The organism is Acidimicrobiia bacterium, from assembly GCA_040878325.1.
GTDB lineage: Bacteria > Actinomycetota > Acidimicrobiia > Spongiisociales > UBA11373 > JAUYIV01.
The window spans coordinates 61,944-83,863 of the sequence record JBBDMM010000002.1 but is presented as its reverse complement, the minus strand read 5'-3'; the positions used below and the strand labels follow the sequence as shown (position 1 = coordinate 83,863).

At 66.9% G+C, this 21,920-nt stretch carries 19 protein-coding genes and 2 tRNA genes; 14 read left to right on the top strand and 7 right to left on the bottom strand.

The features are described 5' to 3' along the window. Positions 1-10: 10 nt before the first annotated feature. Together cysS and rlmB are read left to right on the top strand one after the other, a co-directional pair. Positions 11-1,408, top strand: coding sequence for a cysteine--tRNA ligase (gene cysS, locus WD184_01280; GenBank protein MEX0825380.1), 1,398 nt, complete (start codon positions 11-13; stop codon positions 1,406-1,408). Then, the gene (gene rlmB / locus WD184_01275) at positions 1,386-2,132 is read left to right on the top strand and encodes a 23S rRNA (guanosine(2251)-2'-O)-methyltransferase RlmB (GenBank protein ID MEX0825379.1); all 747 of its coding nucleotides are present in this window, start codon (positions 1,386-1,388) and stop codon (positions 2,130-2,132) included. The genes cysS and rlmB overlap by 23 nt, the downstream gene beginning before the upstream one ends. Before the next feature lie 178 nt (positions 2,133-2,310). Here the strand turns inward: rlmB and WD184_01270 are convergent. Then, positions 2,311-2,383 (bottom strand) — tRNA-Thr (locus tag WD184_01270). Between the two features lie 310 nt (positions 2,384-2,693). Here WD184_01270 and WD184_01265 point away from each other — a divergent pair. The 5 genes from WD184_01265 (at position 2,694) to WD184_01245 (ending at position 7,940) form a co-directional block, all read left to right on the top strand. Beyond that, on the top strand, positions 2,694-2,951 hold the full coding sequence (locus WD184_01265; GenBank protein ID MEX0825378.1) for a DUF3263 domain-containing protein: 258 nt from the start codon (positions 2,694-2,696) through the stop codon (positions 2,949-2,951). Positions 2,952-2,953: 2 nt separating this feature from the next. Further along, positions 2,954-4,114, top strand: coding sequence for an AI-2E family transporter (locus WD184_01260; GenBank protein ID MEX0825377.1), 1,161 nt, complete (start codon positions 2,954-2,956; stop codon positions 4,112-4,114). Positions 4,115-4,191: 77 nt separating this feature from the next. Continuing rightward, positions 4,192-6,228, top strand: a complete 2,037-nt coding sequence (locus WD184_01255; GenBank protein ID MEX0825376.1) for a hypothetical protein — start codon at positions 4,192-4,194, stop codon at positions 6,226-6,228. A 30-nt stretch (positions 6,229-6,258) separates the two neighbouring features. Beyond that, the gene (locus tag WD184_01250; GenBank protein MEX0825375.1) at positions 6,259-6,969 is read left to right on the top strand and encodes an alanyl-tRNA editing protein; all 711 of its coding nucleotides are present in this window, start codon (positions 6,259-6,261) and stop codon (positions 6,967-6,969) included. Beyond that, positions 6,969-7,940 (top strand): CvpA family protein, encoded by a 972-nt coding sequence (locus WD184_01245; protein ID MEX0825374.1) that lies wholly within the window; start codon positions 6,969-6,971, stop codon positions 7,938-7,940. The genes WD184_01250 and WD184_01245 overlap by 1 nt, the downstream gene beginning before the upstream one ends. Here the strand turns inward: WD184_01245 and WD184_01240 are convergent. After that, the gene (locus WD184_01240; protein MEX0825373.1) at positions 7,930-8,379 is read right to left on the bottom strand and encodes a hypothetical protein; all 450 of its coding nucleotides are present in this window, start codon (positions 8,377-8,379) and stop codon (positions 7,930-7,932) included. The two genes, WD184_01245 and WD184_01240, sit on opposite strands and share 11 nt — an antisense overlap. Continuing rightward, positions 8,379-9,185 carry a hypothetical protein gene (locus WD184_01235; GenBank protein ID MEX0825372.1) on the bottom strand — a complete coding sequence of 269 codons (807 nt, stop codon included), beginning with the start codon at positions 9,183-9,185 and terminating at the stop codon, positions 8,379-8,381. The genes WD184_01240 and WD184_01235 overlap by 1 nt, the downstream gene beginning before the upstream one ends. Positions 9,186-9,343: 158 nt before the next feature. Here WD184_01235 and WD184_01230 point away from each other — a divergent pair, with 158 nt between their 5' ends. Then, positions 9,344-10,054 carry a hypothetical protein gene (locus WD184_01230; GenBank protein ID MEX0825371.1) on the top strand — a complete coding sequence of 237 codons (711 nt, stop codon included), beginning with the start codon at positions 9,344-9,346 and terminating at the stop codon, positions 10,052-10,054. On the opposite strand, the gene WD184_01225 is transcribed toward WD184_01230, so the two are convergent. Then, positions 10,017-10,916: a DMT family transporter gene (locus tag WD184_01225; protein ID MEX0825370.1), complete on the bottom strand. Its 900-nt coding sequence runs from the start codon at positions 10,914-10,916 to the stop codon at positions 10,017-10,019. The genes WD184_01230 and WD184_01225 overlap by 38 nt on opposite strands. A gap of 196 nt (positions 10,917-11,112) precedes the next feature. Here WD184_01225 and WD184_01220 point away from each other — a divergent pair, with 196 nt between their 5' ends. Together WD184_01220 and WD184_01215 are read left to right on the top strand one after the other, a co-directional pair. Further along, positions 11,113-12,312 (top strand): DUF6777 domain-containing protein, encoded by a 1,200-nt coding sequence (locus tag WD184_01220; GenBank protein ID MEX0825369.1) that lies wholly within the window; start codon positions 11,113-11,115, stop codon positions 12,310-12,312. A 135-nt stretch (positions 12,313-12,447) separates the two neighbouring features. Then, a complete protein-coding gene (locus WD184_01215) occupies positions 12,448-13,587 on the top strand; it encodes an acyl-CoA dehydrogenase family protein (GenBank protein MEX0825368.1) in 1,140 nt (379 codons plus the stop codon). 111 nt (positions 13,588-13,698) lie between these two features. Here WD184_01215 and WD184_01210 read toward each other — a convergent pair whose 3' ends face one another. Continuing rightward, the gene (locus WD184_01210) at positions 13,699-15,081 is read right to left on the bottom strand and encodes a PQQ-dependent sugar dehydrogenase (protein ID MEX0825367.1); all 1,383 of its coding nucleotides are present in this window, start codon (positions 15,079-15,081) and stop codon (positions 13,699-13,701) included. A 92-nt stretch (positions 15,082-15,173) separates the two neighbouring features. On the opposite strand from WD184_01210, the gene WD184_01205 reads away from it, so the two are divergent. From WD184_01205 to WD184_01195, 3 genes are all read left to right on the top strand, one after another. After that, complete coding sequence (locus WD184_01205; protein ID MEX0825366.1) at positions 15,174-16,262, top strand: magnesium transporter CorA family protein; 1,089 nt, start codon at positions 15,174-15,176, stop codon at positions 16,260-16,262. Between the two features lie 7 nt (positions 16,263-16,269). Next, positions 16,270-17,523 carry a hypothetical protein gene (locus WD184_01200; GenBank protein ID MEX0825365.1) on the top strand — a complete coding sequence of 418 codons (1,254 nt, stop codon included), beginning with the start codon at positions 16,270-16,272 and terminating at the stop codon, positions 17,521-17,523. A gap of 118 nt (positions 17,524-17,641) precedes the next feature. After that, positions 17,642-18,823, top strand: coding sequence for an aminotransferase class V-fold PLP-dependent enzyme (locus WD184_01195; protein ID MEX0825364.1), 1,182 nt, complete (start codon positions 17,642-17,644; stop codon positions 18,821-18,823). A gap of 69 nt (positions 18,824-18,892) precedes the next feature. Here the strand turns inward: WD184_01195 and WD184_01190 are convergent, their stop codons facing one another. Then, positions 18,893-20,035, bottom strand: a complete 1,143-nt coding sequence (locus tag WD184_01190) for an HNH endonuclease signature motif containing protein (GenBank protein ID MEX0825363.1) — start codon at positions 20,033-20,035, stop codon at positions 18,893-18,895. A 45-nt stretch (positions 20,036-20,080) separates the two neighbouring features. Next, positions 20,081-20,153 (bottom strand) — tRNA-Arg (locus WD184_01185). Positions 20,154-20,509: 356 nt separating this feature from the next. Here WD184_01185 and WD184_01180 point away from each other — a divergent pair. After that, on the top strand, positions 20,510-21,676 hold the full coding sequence (locus WD184_01180) for an ATP-binding protein (GenBank protein ID MEX0825362.1): 1,167 nt from the start codon (positions 20,510-20,512) through the stop codon (positions 21,674-21,676). Positions 21,677-21,920: the final 244 nt, after the last annotated feature.

The following is a 21,920-nucleotide window of genomic DNA, read 5'->3' as shown; positions in this document are numbered from 1 at the left end:
CATCGACCGAATGCAGGTCCACAACACTCTCGGGCGCACCCTCGAGATCCTTCAGCCCCGGATCGAGGGCGAGGTGAGCCTGTATGTGTGCGGTCCGACCGTGCAGTCTGCTCCCCATGTGGGGCATGGCCGCCAGGCGGTCGCGTTCGACGTGATTCGCCGGTATCTCCAATGGAGCGGGTACCGGGTGCGGTTCGTGACGAACATCACCGACGTCGAGGACAAGATCATTGCCGCGGCCGCCGAAGCGGGCACCACTCCTGCCGAGATCGCGCGGCGTACCACCGCACAGTTCCTCGACTCCTATCGACGACTTCGGGTCTCTGCACCCGACACGCTGGTGTACGCCACGGAGTACATCCCTCAGATGATCGACCTCATCTCGAACCTGGTGGATCGGGGGCATGCCTACGCCGCCGGGGGAAGCGTCTACTTCGCGGTGCGGTCCTTTCCGGCCTACGGGAAACTCAGCGGCAGGGACGTCGACGAACTGCGGAGTGGATCCCGTATCGAGCCGGGTCCCGACAAGTCCGATCCGCTCGACTTCGCCCTATGGAAGGCTTCCAAGCCGGGTGAGCCGGTCTGGGACTCGCCGTGGGGCCCGGGGCGTCCCGGGTGGCACATCGAGTGCTCAGCGATGGCTCTCGAGGTCCTCGGATTCGGGTTCGACATCCACGGGGGCGGGCTCGACCTGGTGTTCCCCCACCACGAGAACGAGATCGCCCAATCGGAGGCCGGCGAGGGGCGCGAACCCTTCGCTCGCTACTGGCTCCACAACGGCATGGTCACGCTGCGCGGCGAGAAGATGGCCAAGTCGGTGGGAAACGTGGTGGGGTTGATCGAGACGCTCGACTCACACACTCCTGAGGCGGTCCGCCTGTTCTACCTTCGGGCGCAGTACCGCCAGCCCATCGAGTTCGCGGATGATCTCCTGGCAGATGCCGAGGCGTCACTGTCGCGCCTCTGGACCTTCCGGCGCCGGGCGGGGGAGTATGGCGGTGCGGATGCCGATGTGATCGAGCGCTTCCGGGCCGCCATGGACGACGATTTCAACACTGCCGAAGCGCTCGCCGTCCTCTTCGACGCCGTGCGGGAGGGCAATCGACTACTCGATTCCGGCGAGGACCCCGGGCCGATCACCGCCGCATTCGATGTGATCGTGGGCGTTCTCGGGATCGACGAGCCGTACGACTCGCTCGGCGACGTCGCCGTTCGCCTCGATGATTTGGCAGCCGAGGTGGGGATTCCCGGCGGTGAACCGCGTGACGTCGTCGGTCGGCTGATCGTCAAACGGGCCGAGGCACGCGCCACCCGCGACTTCTCGACCGGGGATCGGATCAGGGACCGCCTTGCGGCCATGGGGATCGTCCTGGAGGATGGTGCCGATGGCACGCGCTGGCATCGGTGAGAGTGTCGAGGGGATTCACGCGGTTCGCGCCGCGCTCGACGCCGGTCGGGTGCGCCGGCTGACGGTCGAGAGGGGCCGCGTCGAGGGGCTCGCCGATCTGGTCGACGAGGCAGAGCGGCGTGGGGTCCCCGTCGAGGTCGTCGAAGACGTACGCCGCTCCGCCACCACCGACGCCCCCCAGGGAGTCCTGGCATCCTGCGATCCGATTCCTCTGGTGTCGCTGGAAGAAGCGGTTGCCGCGGGGAGCCCGCCGGCACTGGTCGTCCTGGACCATGTCGAGGACCCTCGCAACGTCGGCGCCATTGCCCGCACTGCGGTCGCCGCCGGCATCGCCAGCATCGTGGTCCCGCGGCATCGGGCCGCCCCTCTGGGTGCAACGGCATTCAAGACGGCGGCCGGCGCGTTCGAGGCCCTCGCCATTGCCGAGGTGTCGTCGATCGCCGGCGCCGTTTCCGATCTCAAGTCGCTGAACGTGTGGGTGGTGGCGCTGGACGCCGACGGCGACCGCTCCCTCTTCGGGCTCGAACTGCTGGCCGAACCCATTGCCCTGGTGCTGGGCGCCGAAGGGGAGGGAGTCAGCCGGCTCGCGCGGGAGAGGGCCGACGTGATCGCGTCGATCCCCCTGATCGGCGCGATGGAGAGCCTCAACGCCTCGGTCGCCGCCGCCCTGGCCATGTACGAGGTGGCGCGGGTCAGGGGTTGGGCCGAACGGCCCAAACCCTGACGCTCCGGCTACGGCTCCAGCTCCGGCCCACGCGTCGGTGACCCGCTTTGCTCGCTCCGGCTCCGGCTCCGGCTCCAGCAACCCGGTAACCCGCGGTCTCTGGCTGGAGCGGTGGCGGTGGCCGGAGCCGGTTGGACCAGCTCTGGCTGGAGCCGTGGTCGTGGCCGGAGCCGGTCGGAGCCGGGTGTCGGAATCGAACCGACGACATCCGCTTTACAAGAGCGGTGCTCTACCAACTGAGCTAACCCGGCGCGCTGCCAGAGTAAACAGAGTGGCAATTGGCGATTGGCAATTGCCGACCCAGCACCCGCCCCCGCTACAGCCCCAGCCAGACCTGGCCAGACAATTCCGGGCCGGTTGCGGCGTTCTGGCTGGAGCCGAGGCTGAAGCTGGGGCTCTTTCTGGCTGGAGGCGGGGGCGGGAGGCAGAGGCTGCCTGCGACTGTCTGGCTGTAGCTGTGGCTGGAGCCGTGGCTTCTTCTGGTTGGCGACTGGAGACTGGCGACTGGAGACTGCTGACCAAATCCCCGTTTCTGTCCCACCTCCCCCTTACCCTCTGACTGTGCTCACAGATGCCGACAAGGCCGTGCTCGATTTCGAGGGATCATGGTGGACGTATCCGGGTCCGAAGGATCGGGCGATTCGTGAGTACCTCGGGATGAGCAGCACCCGCTATTACCAGGCGCTGCGTCGCCTGATGGACGACCCGGCTGCCGAGCGGGTGGCGCCTCTCATCGTTCGTCGGCTGCGACGAGTGCGTGAGCAAGCCCGCCAGCGGCGGGTCGATCGGGTCCTCGGCGACGGCCACCGCGGCGGTTGACGGTGCGCCGGGAACGCGGGTCGGGGATCCGGCGGGTCGGGGTCGTGGCGTGGAGCCTGCTGGGCACCATCTTCCTCATCGCCACGCTCATTTGGCTCGTCACCCGGGTGTGGATCATCGTGCCGCTGATCGTCTTTGCGATCGCGATCATCTACGTGCTCAACCCGATCGTGAACCTCCTCGCTCGACGCGGCGTCGCGCGGTGGCTGGGATCGTGTCTCTCCTATGCCGTCCTCGCCGGACTGCTGACACTGATCGGCTTTCTCGTCATCCCCAGCATCGCCGACCAGGCCGCCGAGCTGGCCGACGACTTCCCCCGGATCTACGACGAGATCGTCGCCGACATCGAGAGCCTCGCCGCCGGGCTGGGACTCGACAACGTGGACCTTCCTGACTACGACCGACTCGAAGACGAGTTCGCCGAGGACGGGTTCTTCCGCGAACACCTCGGCCGGATCACTGAGGTGACCCTCGGCGTGCTCGAGACCATCCTTCTGCTCACGCTCGCTCCGGTGATCGCGTTCTACGTGCTGCTCGACCTGCCAACGGTGAGGCGAAAGACCCTCGAGTTGATCCCGCCCAACCACCGGGCCGAGATCTCGTTTGTCGGGCGGGACCTGGGTGCGGCGGTTGGCGGCTTCCTCCGGGGTCAGTTGTTGGTTGCCCTCATCGTGGGGGTGATGACCAGCTTCGGCTTCTGGCTGGTGGGGCTTCCGTTCTGGCTCCTGATCGGGATGATCGCCGGGTTCCTCAACATCATCCCGTTCGTGGGCCCCTGGGTCGGGGGCATTCTGGGTGTGATGGTGGCCCTCGCCACCACCGACTTCCAGACGGCGCTATGGGCCGGGCTGGTGGCACTGATCGTCCAGCAGGTGGACAATCACTTCATCAGCCCGACCGTCTTGCGGGCCACCGTTCGGATCCACCCCGCCGTCATCGTGCTCGGCTTGATCGCCGCTGCGTCGATCGGCGGGTTCTGGGGCGTTCTCCTCGCAGTGCCCGTGATGGCGGCGGTGAAGATCATCGTCGGCCATTACTGGCGGACCAGGATGCTCGGCGAGTCCTGGGAAGAGGCGCGCGAAGCCGTCATCGACGACGATCCGGTGCCGGACACGTTCATCACCCGGCTCCTGGACGGCGACGACGACCCTCCCGAGAGCTAATCCAGCCCCGACCTACACTCCCGACCCGGAGGTCGGTCACGTTCCCCATTCGCCTTGCCATCGTCTTGGTTTGTGCCGTGGTCACCCAATCGCTCGGCCCGGCTCCAGCCGACGCGGGCGAGGTGGAGGGGTATCTGACGATCGATGACGTCATGCAGGGAGCGTGTTCTCCCGAGACCGTGCTCGAGGGCCAATTCGTCGACTGCCGCTTTCCCCTCGCTCGCCCTGGACAGCTCGACCCGTATTTCGGGCCGCATGTCGCCGATCAGGACATCGAATTCGACGACGCGAACGACGACCAGGCCGATTGTGTCGTCGAAGCCATGGAGTTGGTGTGTCTCGGCCTGAACGCCTACTACTTCACGGGAAACCGGTCGGTTCGCGTCCTCATTTCCGGTGAGCTGTCGCCATATCTGGCGTCGTTCGAGGCGGTCGACTGGTCGACTCACGGGGTCAACTTCACCCCGACCTATGGACGGGAGCCGTATGTGATCGAGGGAGATCGCCTCGAAGTATGGGTCGAGTCATCGGTGAACGCCGACACCGCGTATGCCCTGGTGACCGATCGCGACGGGAGCGAAGTGCTGCACATGGTGGAGGTCGGCGCGGTACAGCGCAACGCGTTCGAGATCATCGAAATCGACGTCGCCTCCCTGCCACCAGGACGCTATCGCGTGACCCCCTGCCTGGGTGACACCGCCGAGTCGTGCGTGCCTGTGCCAGGGGGGCAGTTGTTCCAGGTGGGTACCGGTGAACTGCTCGAGGTGGTCCCGGGATGGAATCGGCCGAAGGCGGACCGCATCAACATCGTGTTCGCCCCGAGCGGCTTCGAGTCGGTGAAGGATGCCCTCGAGTTGGCTCGCCAGCTGCTGACCTGGGACGGGCCCTGGGTCCTCGGATTCGACGGGAGGCCCGTGTCGGACGAGACCCCGCCCGAACTGATCGCCACGATCCAGTTCGGGCCCTTCTCGATCGAACCGCTCGACTCGGCGCGGTACCGGTTCAACATATGGGTGCTTGATGATCTCGTGGGTGATCCGCGGGCGCTGGTCCACTCGGCCCCACCGTTCGGCTTCGGCCCGCCGGCACCCGACCTCGGCCTGCCCGACGTCGCGGTGACTTCACTTCATCTCAATCCCGTGGGCAGGTTCGGTCGGTCGGAGGCCGGGTGGACCTCCTTCACGAGCCCGAATGGGCCGACCGCGATCTCACGTGACGGCCTCGAGCTCGCCGGGGCGTATCTGTCGCTGCCCCGAGAGTGGCCGCTGGGCGAGGCTACGACCCTCGCCCATGAGTGGGGGCACTCGCTGTTCGACCTCAGGGACGAGTACACCGAGCCAGAGCGGGGTGTGACCCACGGATATCCGAATTGTGCCCCCGACCAATCGACTGCGGAGGACTGGTGGGGGGATCTCGAAGGCGAGATCGATCCCTTCGTGTACCGGTACATCGCGGCGTTGGAGCGAACGTCGTTGTGGGTGGACCCATTCTTCACCGATCGGGTCCGAGTCGGGTATGAGGTCTCCGGGTGCTACTCGGACGGCGACGACGCGGTGCGGCCGACGGCCGACTCCATCATGAACTCGACGTCCATGCCCGTCTTCGGCAGCGTGAACCGCAGGCGGGTCGAGGCGATCCTGGCGCTGTGGACCGGGAGGGAAGCGCTGACCGACCCGGCCGATCTCGTAATGTCGTGTCAGCCGGTGACGCGCGGCACCGCCTCGGTGGCATGTGGAGCGGAGATCCGGGCGATGGTGGATGTGCCCGACGAGGGACTCGTGCTGGTCGTCGACGGAGGCTCCGCCCTGCCGTGTTCGATCGTTGCGGGGGGCGTTTCAGCCCCCACCATGGTCGAGTGCCCCGAGACTCCGCTCGCCGGACCCGGGCCATGGTTGGTTGCGATGGAGACCCCCTCGGGTTCGGTGAGCGTCGAGATCGAGCTGGCCACGCCCCCAGTTCCGACGACCACGACGACAACCGTTCCGGAGCCAGAACCCGAGCCGTCATCTCGGTCGGTGCCGATATGGCCGCTTGCGGTTGGTGGGTTGGGTCTCATCGCCCTCATCGTGCTGACGACGATCCGCCGCGCCCGCCGTGTCACCCCCCTCGGTTAGATTCTGGTTTCGCGACCTGGAGGAGGTCGAATGACGGATGAATTGGCTGGCATTGATGCCTATCTGCGCGAGGCCGCTGGCATCGTCGTCGAAGTGGCCGAGGACGGGATCGTTCTCGACCGCACGGTCTTCTATCCGCGGGGCGGGGGACAACCGGGGGATACCGGCCTGCTCGAATGGGCGGGTGGATCGGTTCGGATCGCCGATACCTACAAGCGCGAGGGGCAGGTGGTTCACCTACCCGATGGTGATCCGCCGGTGCCGGGGACGACGGTCACCGGGACGATCGACTGGGAGCGTCGCTACCGGCTGATGCGGACCCACACCGCCCTCCATGTCCTCTCTGCGGTCATCTGGCGCGATTGGGGGGCGAAGGTCACTGGCGGGAACATGGAGCCCGGGGTTGCCCGGATGGACTTCGAACTCGAGACCATGTCGGTGGAGTTCGGCCAGGAGGTCGAGCGGAGGCTCAACGGTGCCCTGGCCGAGGGCCACCCGGTTCAGGTTCTCTTTATCCCCCGGGCCGAGGCACTGGCGGACTCGGATCTCATTCGGACCAAGGTGAACTTGATCCCCGACTCCGTCGACCCGATCCGCGTCGTCGAGATCGGCACGATCGACAAGCAGGCCGACGGTGGCACCCATGTGGCGAATACCTCGGAGGTCGGCCGGGTGGCGGTGGTCAAGACCGAGAGCAAGGGAAAGGGCAACAAGCGCATGCGCATCGAGCTCGAATCCTGATGCTCATCGACTTCCTTGCGCTGCTGTTGCTCGCTTACCTGCTCGTTCGCGGGTGGGCGCGGGGCTTCGTACGCGAGGCTTTCGATTTGGCCGGCCTGATCGTCGGGATCATCCTTGCGTTCCGTCTCGCCCCCCTGGTGGGTTCGGTGTTGTCAGCGTTGTTCGGGTTCTCCGAGCCCGTGGCAAGGCTGATCGGGGGCTCGGTCGTCTTCTTCGTGGTCGGTGCCGGCGCCGCGATCGCCGCGAGGCTCATCGAGGGGCGGTTCCGCTTGCCGGGCCTCAACGGGGTGAACCGGGCGGGTGGGGCGAGCCTGGCTGCCGCGTGGGGGGTGTTCGTTGCCACCCTGGTAATGACGATCGGCGTGATCCTGCCCATGCCGCCGACTGTTGCCGGCCACTTCGACGACTCGCTGATCGCCAGGACCCTCACCGATCCGGACGGACTGCCCCAGGACGTCTTCGCCGATTTCGCCGGCGACCGGATCGTCGAGGCGATGCTGAACCTCCGGGAACTGGTCGGAGATCGGAAGGTGGTCATCGGCCCCGGAGAGTCGTTGGAGATCCCTCCGGTCGATCCCGACGACCTCGAGCGCGATCGTGACACGGCGGAGGAGATCTTCGAGAAGGTGAACGCTTCCCGCGTCGAGGCCGGCCTCGAGCCGCTGCGGTGGAGCGGGGATCTGGCCGGCGTGGCGGCGCGACACGCGCGCGAGATGTATGTCGAGGGCTACTTCGCCCACGAGTCGCCCCGGACCGGCAGCGTCGGCGACAGGCTTCGTGCCGCGGGGATCTCCTACCGACTCGCGGGCGAGAATCTTGCGCTGGCGGCCACGCCCAACGAGGTGCACAACGGTCTCATGGACAGCCCGGGCCATCGAGCCAACATTCTCGGCAGCGAGTTTGCGACGGTCGGGATCGCGGTCATCCGGGGTCCGCTCGGGTTGATGACCGTGCAGGTCTTCACGGGTTGATCCGGCCCCCGCCGAGGAGGCCGTCGACGACTTCCACCACCGACCCGAATTCAGCCATCGTCGTGATCACGAGAGGGATCCGCGACCGCGAGAACGATTCGATCAGTTCCGATCGGGCGGTCACGAGAAGGGTCCGGTCGTCGGGACCCCCGAGCACCCGGACGATGCGACGCATCACTCGCGGCGACATCGTCGGCCCGAATTCCGCGGTCGTTCCCACCATGTCGAAATAGTCGAGCAATTCGTTCCGTCCGAGGTGATCGCGCAGCTGGCTGCCGCTCGTTTCGGACGCGGCGTCGACCACCCCTGCCATTCGGAACCGCATGAACAGGTCGCCGAGTGCGGTAGCCGCGTCGGGGGCCACCTGGGGGTCCCGGGAATGATCCCGGCCCTCCCACGAGAGGAGGGCCGGGATCAAGTCCACTACGACCAGTCGCACTACTCGTTCGCGGGTGGTGGGGGAGGCGGCTCGGGCGCCGGCGGAGCGGTAACGGCGAAGGGGTCGTCGGCCGCCGGGGCGGCGGCCTGCATTTCGCCGGTTACCGCCGGTGAAGCGCCTGCCTTCTTCTGCTGCTGCATGAAGTAGTAGACGGCTCCGGCAACGACCGCGGCGGCGATGGCGATCCACACCCACATCGGGATCCCGCCGCCTCCGCCGCCGTCTTCGGGCTGGCTCGGATCCGATTGCGCCTGGACGTCGAGTGTCCCGCCGAGGATGGGCACTGCCCAGATGAGGGTGTTGCCCTCGCGGCTGTCGGCGTTGTGCTCCAGGATCTTGCCGGGGAGCGTGATGCGGACGTTGAAGGAGAGCGAATCCTCGAGGACCGACGGGTCGAAGCCTTCGGTGTCCTCGCCGATGGCATCTTCTGCCGCCGCGGTGGCCCGGACCGTGATGAGGGTGTCGGTGACTTCGACGTCGAACTCGCTCAGCAGCGAGTTCTCGGCGGAGGTGACATCCTCCTCGATCTGGGTCACGTCCGCTACGGGGACTTCGATGATCCAATAGTCGAGATCGCCTCGGGTCTCGGTCGTCTGAACGGCTCCAGGCACCTCCGACAGGTCGTTGCCCTCGAAGGGGTCGCCGCCCTCCGTCAAAAGGAACTGCTGGGCCTCGTCGTCCATGCCGACCTCGGCCTTGATGGTCCCGGAGCCGTCTGCGTTGATGACGACGCCGAAGTTTGTCTCGATCTTGCAGGCCGAGGCCACGACGGCCACCAGCGCTGCCAAGACGATCAGACGGCGCATTTCTACCTTCTCTCAAGTGGGATTGGAGGGTGACTCTACCGCCTCGTTCAGGGCGCTCACCCGACGCACCGTCGGCTTGATGTGGGCCGTCGAATCGCTCGGGCGCGATTGGCGGTTCGCGGGGAAACATCTCGGAGTAGTTCGCTTACGCTCGGTTGGTGCAATCGGTTGCTCAAGCCCTCGTCGGCGCGTTCGTTGCGGCCTATCGGCCCTATGTCGAGAGTCGGATCGAGTCGGCGGGATGGCCCTCGGTCGGTGAATCGATCGGCGAGGGGGAGGAGTGGCTCGCTGGTGAGCTTTCGGAGCTGCTCGCCTTGCCGTTCGCTCAACAGGGACGATCACCACTGGAGCTCTTCCAGGAGGCAATGCGGTTTCCTACGGACGCGCTCGGTCGGCATGGAATCGATGCGGTCCCTCGAGACGAGGTAGCGGCCGTGGCGCTGCCGGGTGACCTCTTCGGACTCGCCCCGGCTTCGTCGCAGGACCTGGGTGAGGCTGCCTGGCGTGCCCACCTTCAGTGGGGCGCCGCCAAAGCGGCCTCGATTCGGCCCGCGGCCGTGCTCGTGTCCCGCAATCTCATGGATCGCACCCGGATCGAACAGCAGGCGGTTTCAGCCGGGTATCGGCTCGATGTGGTCGGCGAAATTCCACCGGACGTCACGTGGGCGGTGGGGTTTGTCGACTTGGAGGAACCCGGCGCCGACGCTGCCATCCGTGCGCTATCCGGGTCCGCCGGGCGGGTCATCGCATTTGGGCCCCACGTCGACGACATGGCGATGGTGCGGGCTCGGTCGTTGGGGGCCCACGACGCATTGCCGCGGTCCCGGTTCTTCAGGGACCTGGGAGTGTGGTTTCCGCAACTTCAGTAGCCGCCGGAGGGCGGACGGAACCGCGCGCTCCGGCGATGGCGACACCGGTCATCACGATCGCCACCCCCGTCCACTGGATGGCCGCGAGGTTCTCGTCGAAGAGCAGGCGGGCCCACAAGACGGTCAACGCTGGTTGCACCAGCAGCATCACCGAGGTCTCCAGAGCGGGCAGGCGGGGCAGCGCTCCGGCGATCAGCAGCCATCCGAACACCTGGCCGATGACCGCCAGCGCAATGAGCCATCCATGTGCCGGAAACTCGACCTTCAGCGAGAAGCCCGCGTCGAAAGGGGCGATCAAGAACATGGCTAGAGCGGCACCGGCGGTTGCCTCGAGAAGGGGCCCGGCGGTGGGGCCAAGTGAGCGGTTCGAGGCGCGAAACAGCAGAAGGAATCCGGTATAGGTGATCGACGCGCCAGCGGCGAGCAGTGCTCCGAGGAGGGGACGCGCTCCGAAGGCGTCGTCCCGGCCGAGGCCGCCGATCAGGGCAATGCCGACGAGCACCATTGGGACCACGGCAAATGCCGTGTTGGTCGGCTTCTCCCGATAGACCATCCAGGCGACGATGCCGACCCAGACGACCTGGACGTTGGCGACGACGGTGGCGAGCCCGGCCCCGATGTATTCGATGGCGATGTGCCACATCGTCAAGTCGACGGCCAGTAGCACCCCGGCGGAGAAGGCCAACACCCGCGCCCGTCGCGGCCGGGGGTGGCGGCGAGCCAGGTGCACCGCGAAGAGAAATGGGATCGCATACGCCGCCCGAAAAAGTGCGGCCGTAGTGGGGGACACGTCGGCCAGCCGCACGAAGATCGCCGAGAAGGAGATGGCGACGATCCCGACCAGCGCGGAGAGGTGGGTCACGGTGGCGGGACAGTAGCGGCCTCCGGGGTAGGGGGGCAGCTGACCTCTGGGTTTCTGGAGAGGCTCAGTCGTTGGACCGCACGCTGTCTCCGCTGCCCCCTCCGTCCCGCCCTGCGGGCGGTCCCCCTCCCCCCGCCGAAGCCGGCAGGGGAGGACGCTGTCACCATGCGTAGTCGTGTCAACTACTCTTGGTCATATGGGCGACGGGGAATTCGGGTCGGCGGGGTTTCTGCGCGTGCTCGGCGCGATCACTGCGTTCGGGCTGGCCGTCGCCGTCGCCGGGGTGGTGGTGTTGACGGTCCATGGCGACCGTCAACCGTCGAATGGCGTCGAGTTCGCCATCGGGCGCGGGATCGGCGTGGTGGTGCTGCAGACAATCGACGACCCGGGCCAGGGACCTTTCACCAACCCCATCGCGGTCGACCTCGCGGTCGATCCGCTGCTCATCGCATTGCCCCCGCTCAATGCGGCTGCCCTCGAGTCGCCGCACCGCCGTCACTCGTTGGCCGACGAACTGGCGGCGGGTGACTTCGGACACGAGTTGATGCGGGAGCGTGACGCCAGCGGGGAGTTGACGGTCACCGACATTCGACGGGTGGCCGAACGCGTTCTCGGCGCCACCGCCGCACTCGACGATCTCTCCGATACCGATGGGGATGGCCGCGACGACGACGGCCGTTTCACGCTGCAAGCAGGCGATGGATCGGCGGTGTGTGTAACCGTCGAAGGATCCCGTCCGGTCGCGATTTCCATCGGATTGCCCGACGCTGGCGGGTCGCTGCGCGGATACGACTGGAGCCCCTACGGCCCCTGCTCGGGGCCCGCCACCACCCAGACGGGGTCGCAGTTCCGGGTCGGTACCAGTCCTGGGGCGTACGGCGCGGTCGAACGGGGCGACGTGTGTGACGTCGGTGCGCTGGCGGCCTATCTCTCCCGGAACGAACAGGCCGGGCTGGCCTGGGCCACCGCGGCCGGAATCGACGTCGCCGCGATCCCCACGGTGCTCGAGACCCTGACCCCGGTGGTGTTGCTGCGCGACACGGTGGTCACCGACCACGGCTACCTTGACGGTCGCATCTCAACCAGGCTGGCGGTGTTGCAGCGCGGCACCGCGGTGCTGATCGACGAGATCGGCCGGCCTGCCGTGCGGTGCATGTCCGGTTCGCCGCTCCGCACTGCCCCACCGCTCCCGTCGGGAGTCGTCGTCGAGGGCACTGCCTGGCGGGGGTTCTCGCTCGAGGAGGTACAGATTGTTCCGGCGGCCATCCGGCCCGCGACCACCTTCGTCCTGGTGGACGTCGAGACCGGCCTGCCGCTCACTCGCGCCGCCGGAATCAACGGCTCCCTCTCCAGCCTCGCCGGCCCCATAGTGGGCCCGAGAGAAGGCGGGGGATAGGGGAGCGACTCGCGACTCCCCCAACAGATGCGGCCATATTCCGGCGCGTCTGGCGGTTGGCGGTAGGCGGTGGGCCCCCACCGCGCGTCCTCCGTGAACCTCAGCATCACTTTCACCATTATCCTCCGCCCCGCATTGGACTTCTCCCCCTCACCCGAGCACGAGGCCTTCCGGCGCGTTGTCCGCGATTTCGCCGAAGCCGAGATCGTTCCTCGAGCCGCCGAGTGGGACCGATCGGCCGAGTTCCCTCTAGAGGTGGTCCGCAAGATGGGCGACCTCGGCCTCTTCGGGCTGCCGTTTCCCGAGGAGTACGGCGGGTCGGGCGCCGGCTTCGCCACGTTCTGTATCGCGGTCGAGGAGATCGCCAGGGCGGATTCATCCATGGCGATCACTCTCGAGGCGGCCGTCGGCCTCGGAGCCAACCCGATCAATCGATTCGGGACCGCCGAGCAAAAGGCGCGGTGGTTGCCCGACCTGCTCGCCGGACGCGCCCTGGCCGCCTTCGGCCTGACCGAGCCCGACGCCGGTTCCGACGCCAGGGCCACCCGCACCAGGGCACAGCAGGACGGGGGCGAGTGGGTGCTCAATGGCGAGAAGGCGTTCATCACCAACTCCGGCACCGCGATCACCTCGCTGGTGACCGTCACCGCCCTCACCGGGCAGGACGAGATCTCCGCGTTCATCGTTCCGGCCGGCACCCCTGGTCTGATCGTGGGGCCGGGCTATCACAAAATGGGGTGGCGCGGCTCTGATACCCACCCGGTGCGGCTCGAAGATTGCCGGGTGCCGGCAGACGCCATCCTGGGTGAGCGGGGCCAGGGCCTTCGTCAGTTCCTGTCGATTCTCGACGAGGGACGCATTGCCATTGCCGCCATGTCGGTGGGAGTGGCGCGCGCCTGTTTCGACTACAGCCTCGCCTACGCCAAGGAACGCGAGGCGTTCGGCAAGCCGATCGGGGCCAATCAGGCCGTGGCGTTCAGCATCGCCGACATGCACGTCGCGATCGAGGCGGCCCGGCTGCTGACCTATCGCGCCGCCTGGTTGCGCGACTCAGGAATGGACCACCGCGCTGCGGCAGCCATCGCCAAGTTGTACGCATCCGAGGCAGCGGTGACCGCGTCCCGGCATGCCACCCAGATCTTCGGCGGAGCGGGCTTCATCGACGACACCCCCGTGTCCCGCCTCTATCGCGATGCCAAGGTTCTGGAGATCGGCGAGGGCACCAGCGAGATTCAGCGACTGCTCATTTCACGCGACCTGGGGCTGCCGGTGTGAAGCTCGCTCCGCGGCCCGCGATGCGCGATGCGCGATGCGCGGCGCGTCGCGGCCGACCCGCGTTGCTCATTGCGCATCGCGCATTGCGGTACGCCGCGATGACATGGGCGGCTACCTCACCGGTACGACCCGATACAACCCGCCGTTCGAGTCCACCACCAGCAGCTCGTTGTCGCCGTCCCAGCCGAATGATGAGATCTGGAGGGTGCCGAGACCGGCAATGTCGGCGGTCCAGTCCTTCTCCTGGGTAGCCTCGCCGTCGACGTAGCGGAACGACCTGATGAAGCCGATGCACCAGTCGGCGTAGAAGTAGTGGCCCACCAACTCGGGCATCGCGGCACCCCGGTAGACGATCCCGCCGGTGACTGAGCATGCCCCGTCCTCGTGCCCGAAGGAGGCAGTAGGGCCGACCCAGCCCCCCATGTCGCAGCCGTCGGTGGGCAGGTAGCAGTTGTCACCCTCGAAGTTGGGCCATCCCCAGTTCAACCCGGCGTCGGACAGCGACGCAACGTTGACCTCTTCGACTCCCGCCTGGCCGACGTCGCCGATGTAGATGAGGTTGTCGACGGAGTCGATGTAGAAGCGCCACGGGTTGCGGAGGCCGTAGGTCCAGATCTCCGGAAGTCCGCCTCCGGCGGCGTACGGGTTGTCATCCGGGATGGCGTAAGGGTCGTTTGTGTCGACATCGATCCGCAGGATGCTTCCCTGGTGGCTCTCGAGGTCCTGGGCGCTGTAGTCACCGAGGCCGCCATCGCCGAACGCGATCCAGAGGTTCCCGTCCGGGCCAAATTGGAGCATGCCGGCGCGGTGGCGGATCCCCCGCTGTTCGACCTCGAGGATCACTCTCTCGGTGGAGCGGTCGGCCGTAGAGGCGTTCCCGTTGGCGGCGCGGAACTCGGCGATGCGGGAGTCGGGCGAATCGTCCCCTGACTCGGTATAGGTGTAGTAGACGAACAGGCGACCATTGGTCGGGTAGTCGGGGTGGAAGGCCAGTCCCAGAAGGCCGTTTTCGATGCCACCCGAGTTGACTCGATCGGTCAGGTCGAGAAACGGGGTCCCCTGGAGCCCGGTTTCGTCGACGATCCTCACCCGTCCCCCGCGTTCGATCACGAACACCCGGTCATCCCCCGGGAAGGACCACGCGCCCACCGGTTGTGACAGGCCGTCGGTCAGCAGCTCGAGGCCGATGTGGTCGAGGACACCGATGGGCTCCTGGGGGCCAGTGGTCGAGGTGCCCCCGTCGCCGCCGGTTGTGGTCGTCCCCAGGGCGGTGGTCGTCGTCGCATCGCTCGCGACCGAGGTCGTCGGCGCCGCAGCCGTCGTGTCGCCTCCAAATGGATTCTGGAGTATCAGGAAGCCCGTGAGCGACGAGAGGGCAATGATGACCACGAACAAATAGGGCAGATTGGGGCCTGAAACCAGGCTGCGGCGGGGGCTCGTGGGGGCGTCGGGGCGCGGTTGGGCGGCACCCGCCCACGGATCAGTGCCTGTCATGCGCTGATGATGCCAGATGGGGTGGGTCGGCCGTCTGGCTCTCTCCGGGGAAAGACCGCTTTCTCGGGGCCATTGGGCCGATAATCGAAGCCATGCGCCACCTGTTCCACGTTGCTGCCGGTGCGACCGAGGCCGTCGAGGTGGATCCGGGCCGGCTCGCGGAGGTCCGATCCGCTGGTGGCTGGGTCTGGCTCGATGTCACCGGGTTCATCCCCGAAGAGGTTCACCAGGTGGGGGGCGATTTTGGTTTCGACCCCCTCGCCGTAGAAGACGTTCTGAGTTGGAGCCAGCATCCCAAGGTCGAAGACCATTCGGGGTACACCTTCGTGGTCGGGCACGGGCTGTCCCTGGAGGCGTCCGATCGGCTGCGAACCACCGAGTACGACATCTTCGTCGCCGATGACTACCTGGTGACCTTCCATCAGGAGGACCTGCCGGCCTTTATCTGGGGCCGAGAGCACATCATCGCCACCGGAGCGATGGCCGAGTTCGCCCCAGATCTCTTCTGGGCAAGGGTGGCCGAAGCCGGTTCTTCCCGGTTTCAACCGATCGCCGACGGCCTCGAAGAGCGGATCGACGAACTCGAGGATCATGCCCTTGCCGCGAAAGCGTCTGTCCCTGCGGAAGTGCTCGCACTTCGACGCGACGTCCAGACCCTGCGGTCGGCAGTCGTCGCCCAGCGTGAGGCTTTCCGGGTGATCGCCCGAGGCGACCTTCCCGGGATCTCCCCCCGGGGGGCTCGCCGCCTCGGCCATGTGTTCGACGACTTCAACCGGCTCGCCGAAGTCCTCGAGGGGTCCCGGCTGCTGCTCGGCAGTGTCTTGGAGACCTATCGCAGCACGGTTGCCGAGCGGGCGAACGACGTGATGAAGGTCCTGACCGTGTTCTCGGCCATCATCCTGCCGCTCTCGCTCGTGGCCGGCATCTACGGCATGAACTTCCACAACATGCCGGAGCTGAGGACCAGGTACGGCTACTTCATCGTGGTGGGGTCGATGGTGGTGGTGGCGGTGGGGCTATGGCTGTACTTCGCCCGCCGGGGATTCGTGGGTGGGCCCAAGTTCCATCGGGTCCCGAAAGTGGTCGGACGCGGCCTGATCGATCTGGTGAAGGTGACCACCAAGCCGGCGGTCATGCTTCTCCATCTGGCCTCCCGCCCCGACGACGACGAGCACGATTAGGGATCGCATGCGAAGGACCACCGCCGGGGCCTCGATCATCATCCTGGCGGTGACGGCTTGGCTTGCCGTCGACCCCCCGCCCGCCTCGGCCGCCGAGCAGGCCGACTGCGTCGCCGGGGAACGGTTCGATGGCAGCGACTGCGTTCCCTGTCCTCCGGGCACCTATCAGCCCGACGCGGCGATGACCGAATGCATCGCGTCCGCGGCGGGCCACTTCGTCGCCGACGAAGGGGCGATCCAGCAGGCCCCCTGTCCGCCGGGGCTGTATCAGCAGGCCACGGGTGCCAGCGGCTGCAATGCGGCGGACCCGGGCCACTTCGTGGCGGCAGAAGGGTCGGTGACCCAGGCGCCATGCCCGGCGGGCACCTACCAGCCCTCGGGCGGCGGGACCTACTGCTTGCTGGCGGACCCCGGCCGGTTCGTGGCAGAGCCGGGTGGTGCCACGCAACGGTTGTGCGCCGCCGGGACCTACCAACCCGAGGCGGGGGCATCCCACTGCGAGGAGGCGCCGCCCGGCAGCCACGTGCCGACGGCCGGTGCGATCGAATTCATCCTTTGTGAGCCGACGACCTTCCAGTCCGAGTCGGGGGCGATTCGGTGTGTGGAGACCTCGGCCGGCCATTTCGCCGCTGAGTCGGGGGCTACCGCAGAGATCCCTTGCCCTCCGGGCACCTACCAGCCGAACCGACTCTCCGACAGCTGCGTAAGCGCCGGACCGGGCCACTTCGTATCAGGGACCGGATCGGTGAACCAACAGCCCTGCTCGCCCGGCTCGTACCAGCCAGCCAGCGGGGCGTCGGCGTGTATCGAGGCCGATCCCGGGTACGCCGTTCCGCTGGCGGGCCAGGCAGCGCAGACGGGGTGCACCCCGGGCACCTTCCAGCCGGATCGTGGAGGAGTCGAGTGCCTTCTGGCGGTCCCCGGTTCGTTCGTGTCCGGCCCTGCGGCGACCAGCGCGACCGAGTGCCCTCCCGGCACCTACCAACCTCGGCCCGGCCAGCAGGCGTGCGTCCCGGCCGACCCGGGACATTTCGTCCCGGGCAGCGGAGCCATCGGTCAGAGCCCGTGCCCCGCGGGCTGGACCCAGCCGGCGAGCGGTCAGGCCGCCTGTCTTCCACCTGAGGGCGTCGCCGGCAGCGGATCCGATTCCCTCCCCTGGTTGCTGCTCATCGCCGCAGTGCTGGTGGTGGTGGCGCTTGTGCAGGCCATGGGGACCACGACGGCGACCCGCCAATGGAACGAATCCCCTTGGCGGAAGTGAGATTCTTGAGCCAGTCCCCGGTACCCAGTCCCCAGTCAGACGGCGGCGAATGGGGATGGTGACTGGAGACTGGTGACTTGATTCTTGATTCTCTTCGGCGACGCGCGAGCATCACCCCATGACGACTCTTCGCGACCTGTGGGCGCTCGACCCGGCGGTCACATTTCTCAACCACGGCTCCTTCGGCGCCTGCCCTCGTTCCGTGCTGGACCACCAGAGCGAGTTGCGGCGGCGAATGGAACACGAGCCCGTGCGGTTCGTCACGAGCGAGTACGACGAGTTGCTGGCGGGGGCGATCGAGGAGTCGGCGGCCTTCGTCGGCGCGGACCCCGCCGGTTACGCCTTTCTTCCTAACGCCACCCACGGGGTCAACACCTTGCTCCGCAATGCCGTGTTCGAGCCGGGGGACGAGATTCTGGTGACCGATCACGGGTACGAGGCGGCCTCCCTCGCGGCCGAAGAGATCGCCGCCGAGCGCGGGGTCACCGTTCGCACCGCCCACCTGCCGGTCCCCGTCGAAGGCTCCCGGGAGGTCGTGGAATCGATCCTGGCGGCGGTGACGCCGTCGACCCGTTTGGCGATGATCGACCATGTGACCAGTGCTACCGCCCTGATCCTGCCGGTGGCCGAGATCGTGGCTGCCCTGGCGGAGCGCGGGGTGGAGACGATCGTGGACGGGGCCCATGCGCCGGGGATGCTCCCGCTCGACATCGATGCGATCGGGTGCGCGGCTTACACCGGGAACTGGCACAAATGGGTGTGCGCCCCCAAGGGCTCGGCGTTCGTCTGGATGAACCAGGCCTGGCAGGAGCGGGCGCGGCCCCTGGTGGTCAGCCACGGCGCCGGGCACGCCAAGGAGGGCCAGACATCGTTCCGGGCCCGATTCGACTGGAGCGGGACGGCGGACCCGACGGCCTACCTGTCGGTCCCCTTCTCCATCAGCGCGGTTGCCGGGATGCTTCCGGGCGGATGGGTCGAGGTCATGGACCGCAATCGCTCGGTCATGCACTCGATGCGCGCCCGGGTGAACGAGGTGAGCGGTCTCGTGCCGACAGGTCCCGAGTCGATGGTCGGGTCGATGGCGGCTTTCACGATCGGCCCGCCCGTGAGAGACCCCTTTGCGGCGGCACGGGCGCTTCACGCGAGCTTCTCCGAGCATGGCGTGGTGGTCGGCGTCTCGGCCGTCCGCGCCTCCAAGCGGTTGCAGGTGCGTCTCTCGGCCCACCTCCACACCGACGAGTCGATGGTCGAGCCGTTCCTGGCAGCGCTGGCTGCAATGGGCACCATCCGGGACTCGTAGCCGCTGATCGGGGCTGGGGGGATGTGTGTCGGCTCGATCGAGCGTTCTCGTCCCGGCCAGACTTCCGGTTCAGGGTGGGCCGTTGGCCATGACTCCCGAGTGTTTGCGTCGCGGGGGTGGCCGCGACCCGAGTACTCCCGCTTCGCGATCGCGTGCCGTCTTCCGGTGGTGGCACGGTTCGCACCGGTCGGTGAGATTGTCGAGGGCGGTTTCCCCTCCACTGGCGCGGGGTTCGATGTGGTCGCGTTCGATGAAGAACCGGTTGCCACAGTCGATGCACTTCACCCCGTCGAACTCCGGCGGGTTGCCGAGGCCGAGAGCGACCTGAACCTCGACCGGGATGTGCCGACCCCACCGACGCACCTGGCGGAGGTCCTCGCCGTCGTAGAGGAGCCCGGTGAGGAAAGCATCGCCGGCGATCGTGCGGGCAACGCCAGGATCGATCGGTCCGACGCCGGGGATCTTGCAGAACTCGTCGTCGCGGACGTCCTGCCAGCCCCGCTCGGCGACGCCATGGGAGACCAGGACCACCATCTCGGTGTGGCTCCGGCCCGGGCCACCAGCGGCAACCGCGGGAAGGGCATCGGCTAGATATCGCTCGAACGGCTCGGAGGCCTTCTCCTGGCGGGATAGCCGCTTGGCTTCGGCCTGGAGACGGCTCACCAGCGGTGTCCCCACATGCGGCTCCAGCTCGGCCTCGAAACGAATCAATCCGTCTTCGGTGATCCCGTGTCGGAGGAATCGGCCCTGGTGCTGGCGCTGTGCCAGGCCTTGGGAACTCTGAGCCTCGAGGCAGACCCGTCGGGCGTCTTCGCGGAGCACATGGAACGGGGCTCCGGCGCGCACCTTGTCCAGGAGCGGTCCGGCCGAGCCCGGGGCGGCGGACTCCGCCCGGGCGATCTCCGTCGCTTGATCAAGCGATACCGCCCCCGAACGCAACGCCGCCCCCAACTCGGGCGTCGCCTCCGCCGCCTGGGCCGTCTTCATTGCCTCACGGGCCTTGCCTATCGACGTTCCCGACGCCCGGGCAAGCCGACCAGGATCACCGAGCCGGGCCGCCAACGCCGTCTTGCCGAACGCGGCGAGCTTCTCCAACTCGGCATACCGCCCCAGCATCTCCCGAGCCTCAGCCTCCGAACAGCGGCCAGGCGACAACGCCTGATTCGCCTTACGGGCAAACCCGACCGCCTCGATGAGATAGTGCCGTTCCATGGCTTGCAATGTGCCACTCGGGTGTGACAAGAAACGGCGTGCGGGTGCCCCCGGAAGGAATTGAACCTTCGCACACGGTTTAGGAAACCGTTGCTCTTCTCCACTGAGCTACGAGGGCGGGTGGGCGCGTTTCGTGGCGCGAAACTGGGCCCAGGCCACTGCTGGGGGAGGGTAATGGCTCCGAGATGGTCTTCCGGGGTGGCGGGAGCTCTACTAAGGACTTATCTGAATCCGATAGTTCTTTCTGGTTTCCGGGCCTTAGGAGTGGCGCCTGCCTTATTCGGCAAGTGGTGGACCGGCGCTCTCGCGCGCGAGTCGTCGGTCGTGGGCGGCGGAGGCCCGGGGATCTGCCATACGGAGTGATCGAGGGTGTTCTCGTCGGAGTCGAGGCTCCGAACTCGTCTTCCCTCATGTCGGCTTCGACATCTCAACAGACCTTATCCGTCCACCGAATAAGCTTGATAAGGTTTGGCCATGGACCCGCTTGAAAACCCCTACCGCCCAGGCGCCGGGACCAGTCCGCCCGCCCTGGTTGGCCGAGACGAACTGATCAACAGCTTCGGGATAACCATTAGGCGTGCGCTGCGCGGGCTTCCGGACAAGAGCCTGATGCCAACCGGCCTCCGTGGAGTGGGCAAGACGGTGCTCCTGAATCGCTTTGAGGAGATCGCCCGCGACGAAGGCTACAAGACAGGCTTCCTCGAAGCTCCGGAAACCGGCAGCTTCCCAACGCTTCTGGCCGTGAAGGTGCGCGCGATCCTTGCTTCGTTGTCATCCGGTCCGGTCTCCCGGGCTGTCAATAAGGCTCTCGGGGTCCTTGGGAGCTTCACCTTGACACTCCCCGACGGTCATTCAATAAGGATCGATGTGGACCCGATTCGGGGAACGGGAGACTCGGGGGTCCTCTCGGAGGATCTGACCGAGCTGCTGGTCGCGACAGGGGAAGCTGGCGCTGACCGCGGACTCGGGGTATTCATCGCGGTGGACGAAGTGCAGTATCTCGACTCCGAGGAGTTAGCTGCCCTGATCGTGGGTATCCACCGGACTACCCAGTTGAACCTGCCAGTAGTACTTGTGGGAGCCGGACTCCCACAGCTGCCTGGACTCGCGGGTGAGGCAAAGTCCTACTCGGAGAGGCTGTTCGAGTTTCCGCTCATCGGCGCCCTACCGGACGCCGAGGCGCGGGCAGCTCTTGCGGTACCGGCAGAAGCGGCAGGGGTCGTGATTGAAGAAGATGCCTTGACCGCCATGGTTCGCCGGGCTGCGGGGTACCCCTACTTTCTTCAGGAGTGGGGCAAACACGCCTGGAACTCGGCGTCCGTTGAGAGGATCAAGTTCGAGGATGTTGAAGCTGCGACGCGACTGGTGGAATCGGCGCTGGACTCGAATTTCTTTCGGGTACGCCTCGACCGGCTAACGCCCAAAGAGCGGGAGTACGTTCGGGCAATGGCCGAACTCGGCCCCGGCCCCCAACGAAGCGGAGACATCGCTCAGGCTTTGGGAGTGCGGGTTGAGAGTGTGGCCCCGCGGCGCTCTGGGTTGATCAAGAAGGGGATGATCTACAGCCCTGCTCACGGTGACACCGCATTCACTGTGCCTCTATTCGATCAGTTTCTCAAGCGAGCAATCCCCGGCCCGTAACCGTTCGTGGGCGGAGATCCACATGCACGGCAGTCTCAGGAGTGCCGTGCATGCCATGTCCGAGGCCTTGTCTGTCGACCTTCCCACATGTGAGCTGAGGGGCTGGCTGTGCCCTGGCGCTCGTGCTGAGCGTTCCGAAAATCGCCGAACCACGTTCCGGACCCCGACCACGCCGCTAGGCGGTCAACGCATCCCGGGTTTCGCGCCCGTCCCTACGAGGGCGGGTGCGCGCGTTCGTTGGCGG

Excerpts from the sequence above, each read along its gene's own strand:
- WD184_01210 (MEX0825367.1), bottom strand. The coding sequence starts at position 15,081 with ATGACAGGCACTGATCCGTGGGCGGGTGCCGCCCAACCGCGCCCCGAC.
- WD184_01245 (MEX0825374.1), top strand. The coding sequence starts at position 6,969 with ATGCTCATCGACTTCCTTGCGCTGCTGTTGCTCGCTTACCTGCTCGTT.
- WD184_01205 (MEX0825366.1), top strand. The coding sequence starts at position 15,174 with ATGCGCCACCTGTTCCACGTTGCTGCCGGTGCGACCGAGGCCGTCGAG.
- WD184_01220 (MEX0825369.1), top strand. The coding sequence starts at position 11,113 with ATGGGCGACGGGGAATTCGGGTCGGCGGGGTTTCTGCGCGTGCTCGGC.
- WD184_01190 (MEX0825363.1), bottom strand. The coding sequence starts at position 20,035 with ATGGAACGGCACTATCTCATCGAGGCGGTCGGGTTTGCCCGTAAGGCG.
- WD184_01180 (MEX0825362.1), top strand. The coding sequence starts at position 20,510 with ATGGACCCGCTTGAAAACCCCTACCGCCCAGGCGCCGGGACCAGTCCG.
- WD184_01235 (MEX0825372.1), bottom strand. The coding sequence starts at position 9,185 with ATGCGCCGTCTGATCGTCTTGGCAGCGCTGGTGGCCGTCGTGGCCTCG.
- rlmB (MEX0825379.1), top strand. The coding sequence starts at position 1,386 with ATGGCACGCGCTGGCATCGGTGAGAGTGTCGAGGGGATTCACGCGGTT.
- WD184_01250 (MEX0825375.1), top strand. The coding sequence starts at position 6,259 with ATGACGGATGAATTGGCTGGCATTGATGCCTATCTGCGCGAGGCCGCT.
- cysS (MEX0825380.1), top strand. The coding sequence starts at position 11 with ATGCAGGTCCACAACACTCTCGGGCGCACCCTCGAGATCCTTCAGCCC.
- WD184_01195 (MEX0825364.1), top strand. The coding sequence starts at position 17,642 with ATGACGACTCTTCGCGACCTGTGGGCGCTCGACCCGGCGGTCACATTT.
- WD184_01200 (MEX0825365.1), top strand. The coding sequence starts at position 16,270 with ATGCGAAGGACCACCGCCGGGGCCTCGATCATCATCCTGGCGGTGACG.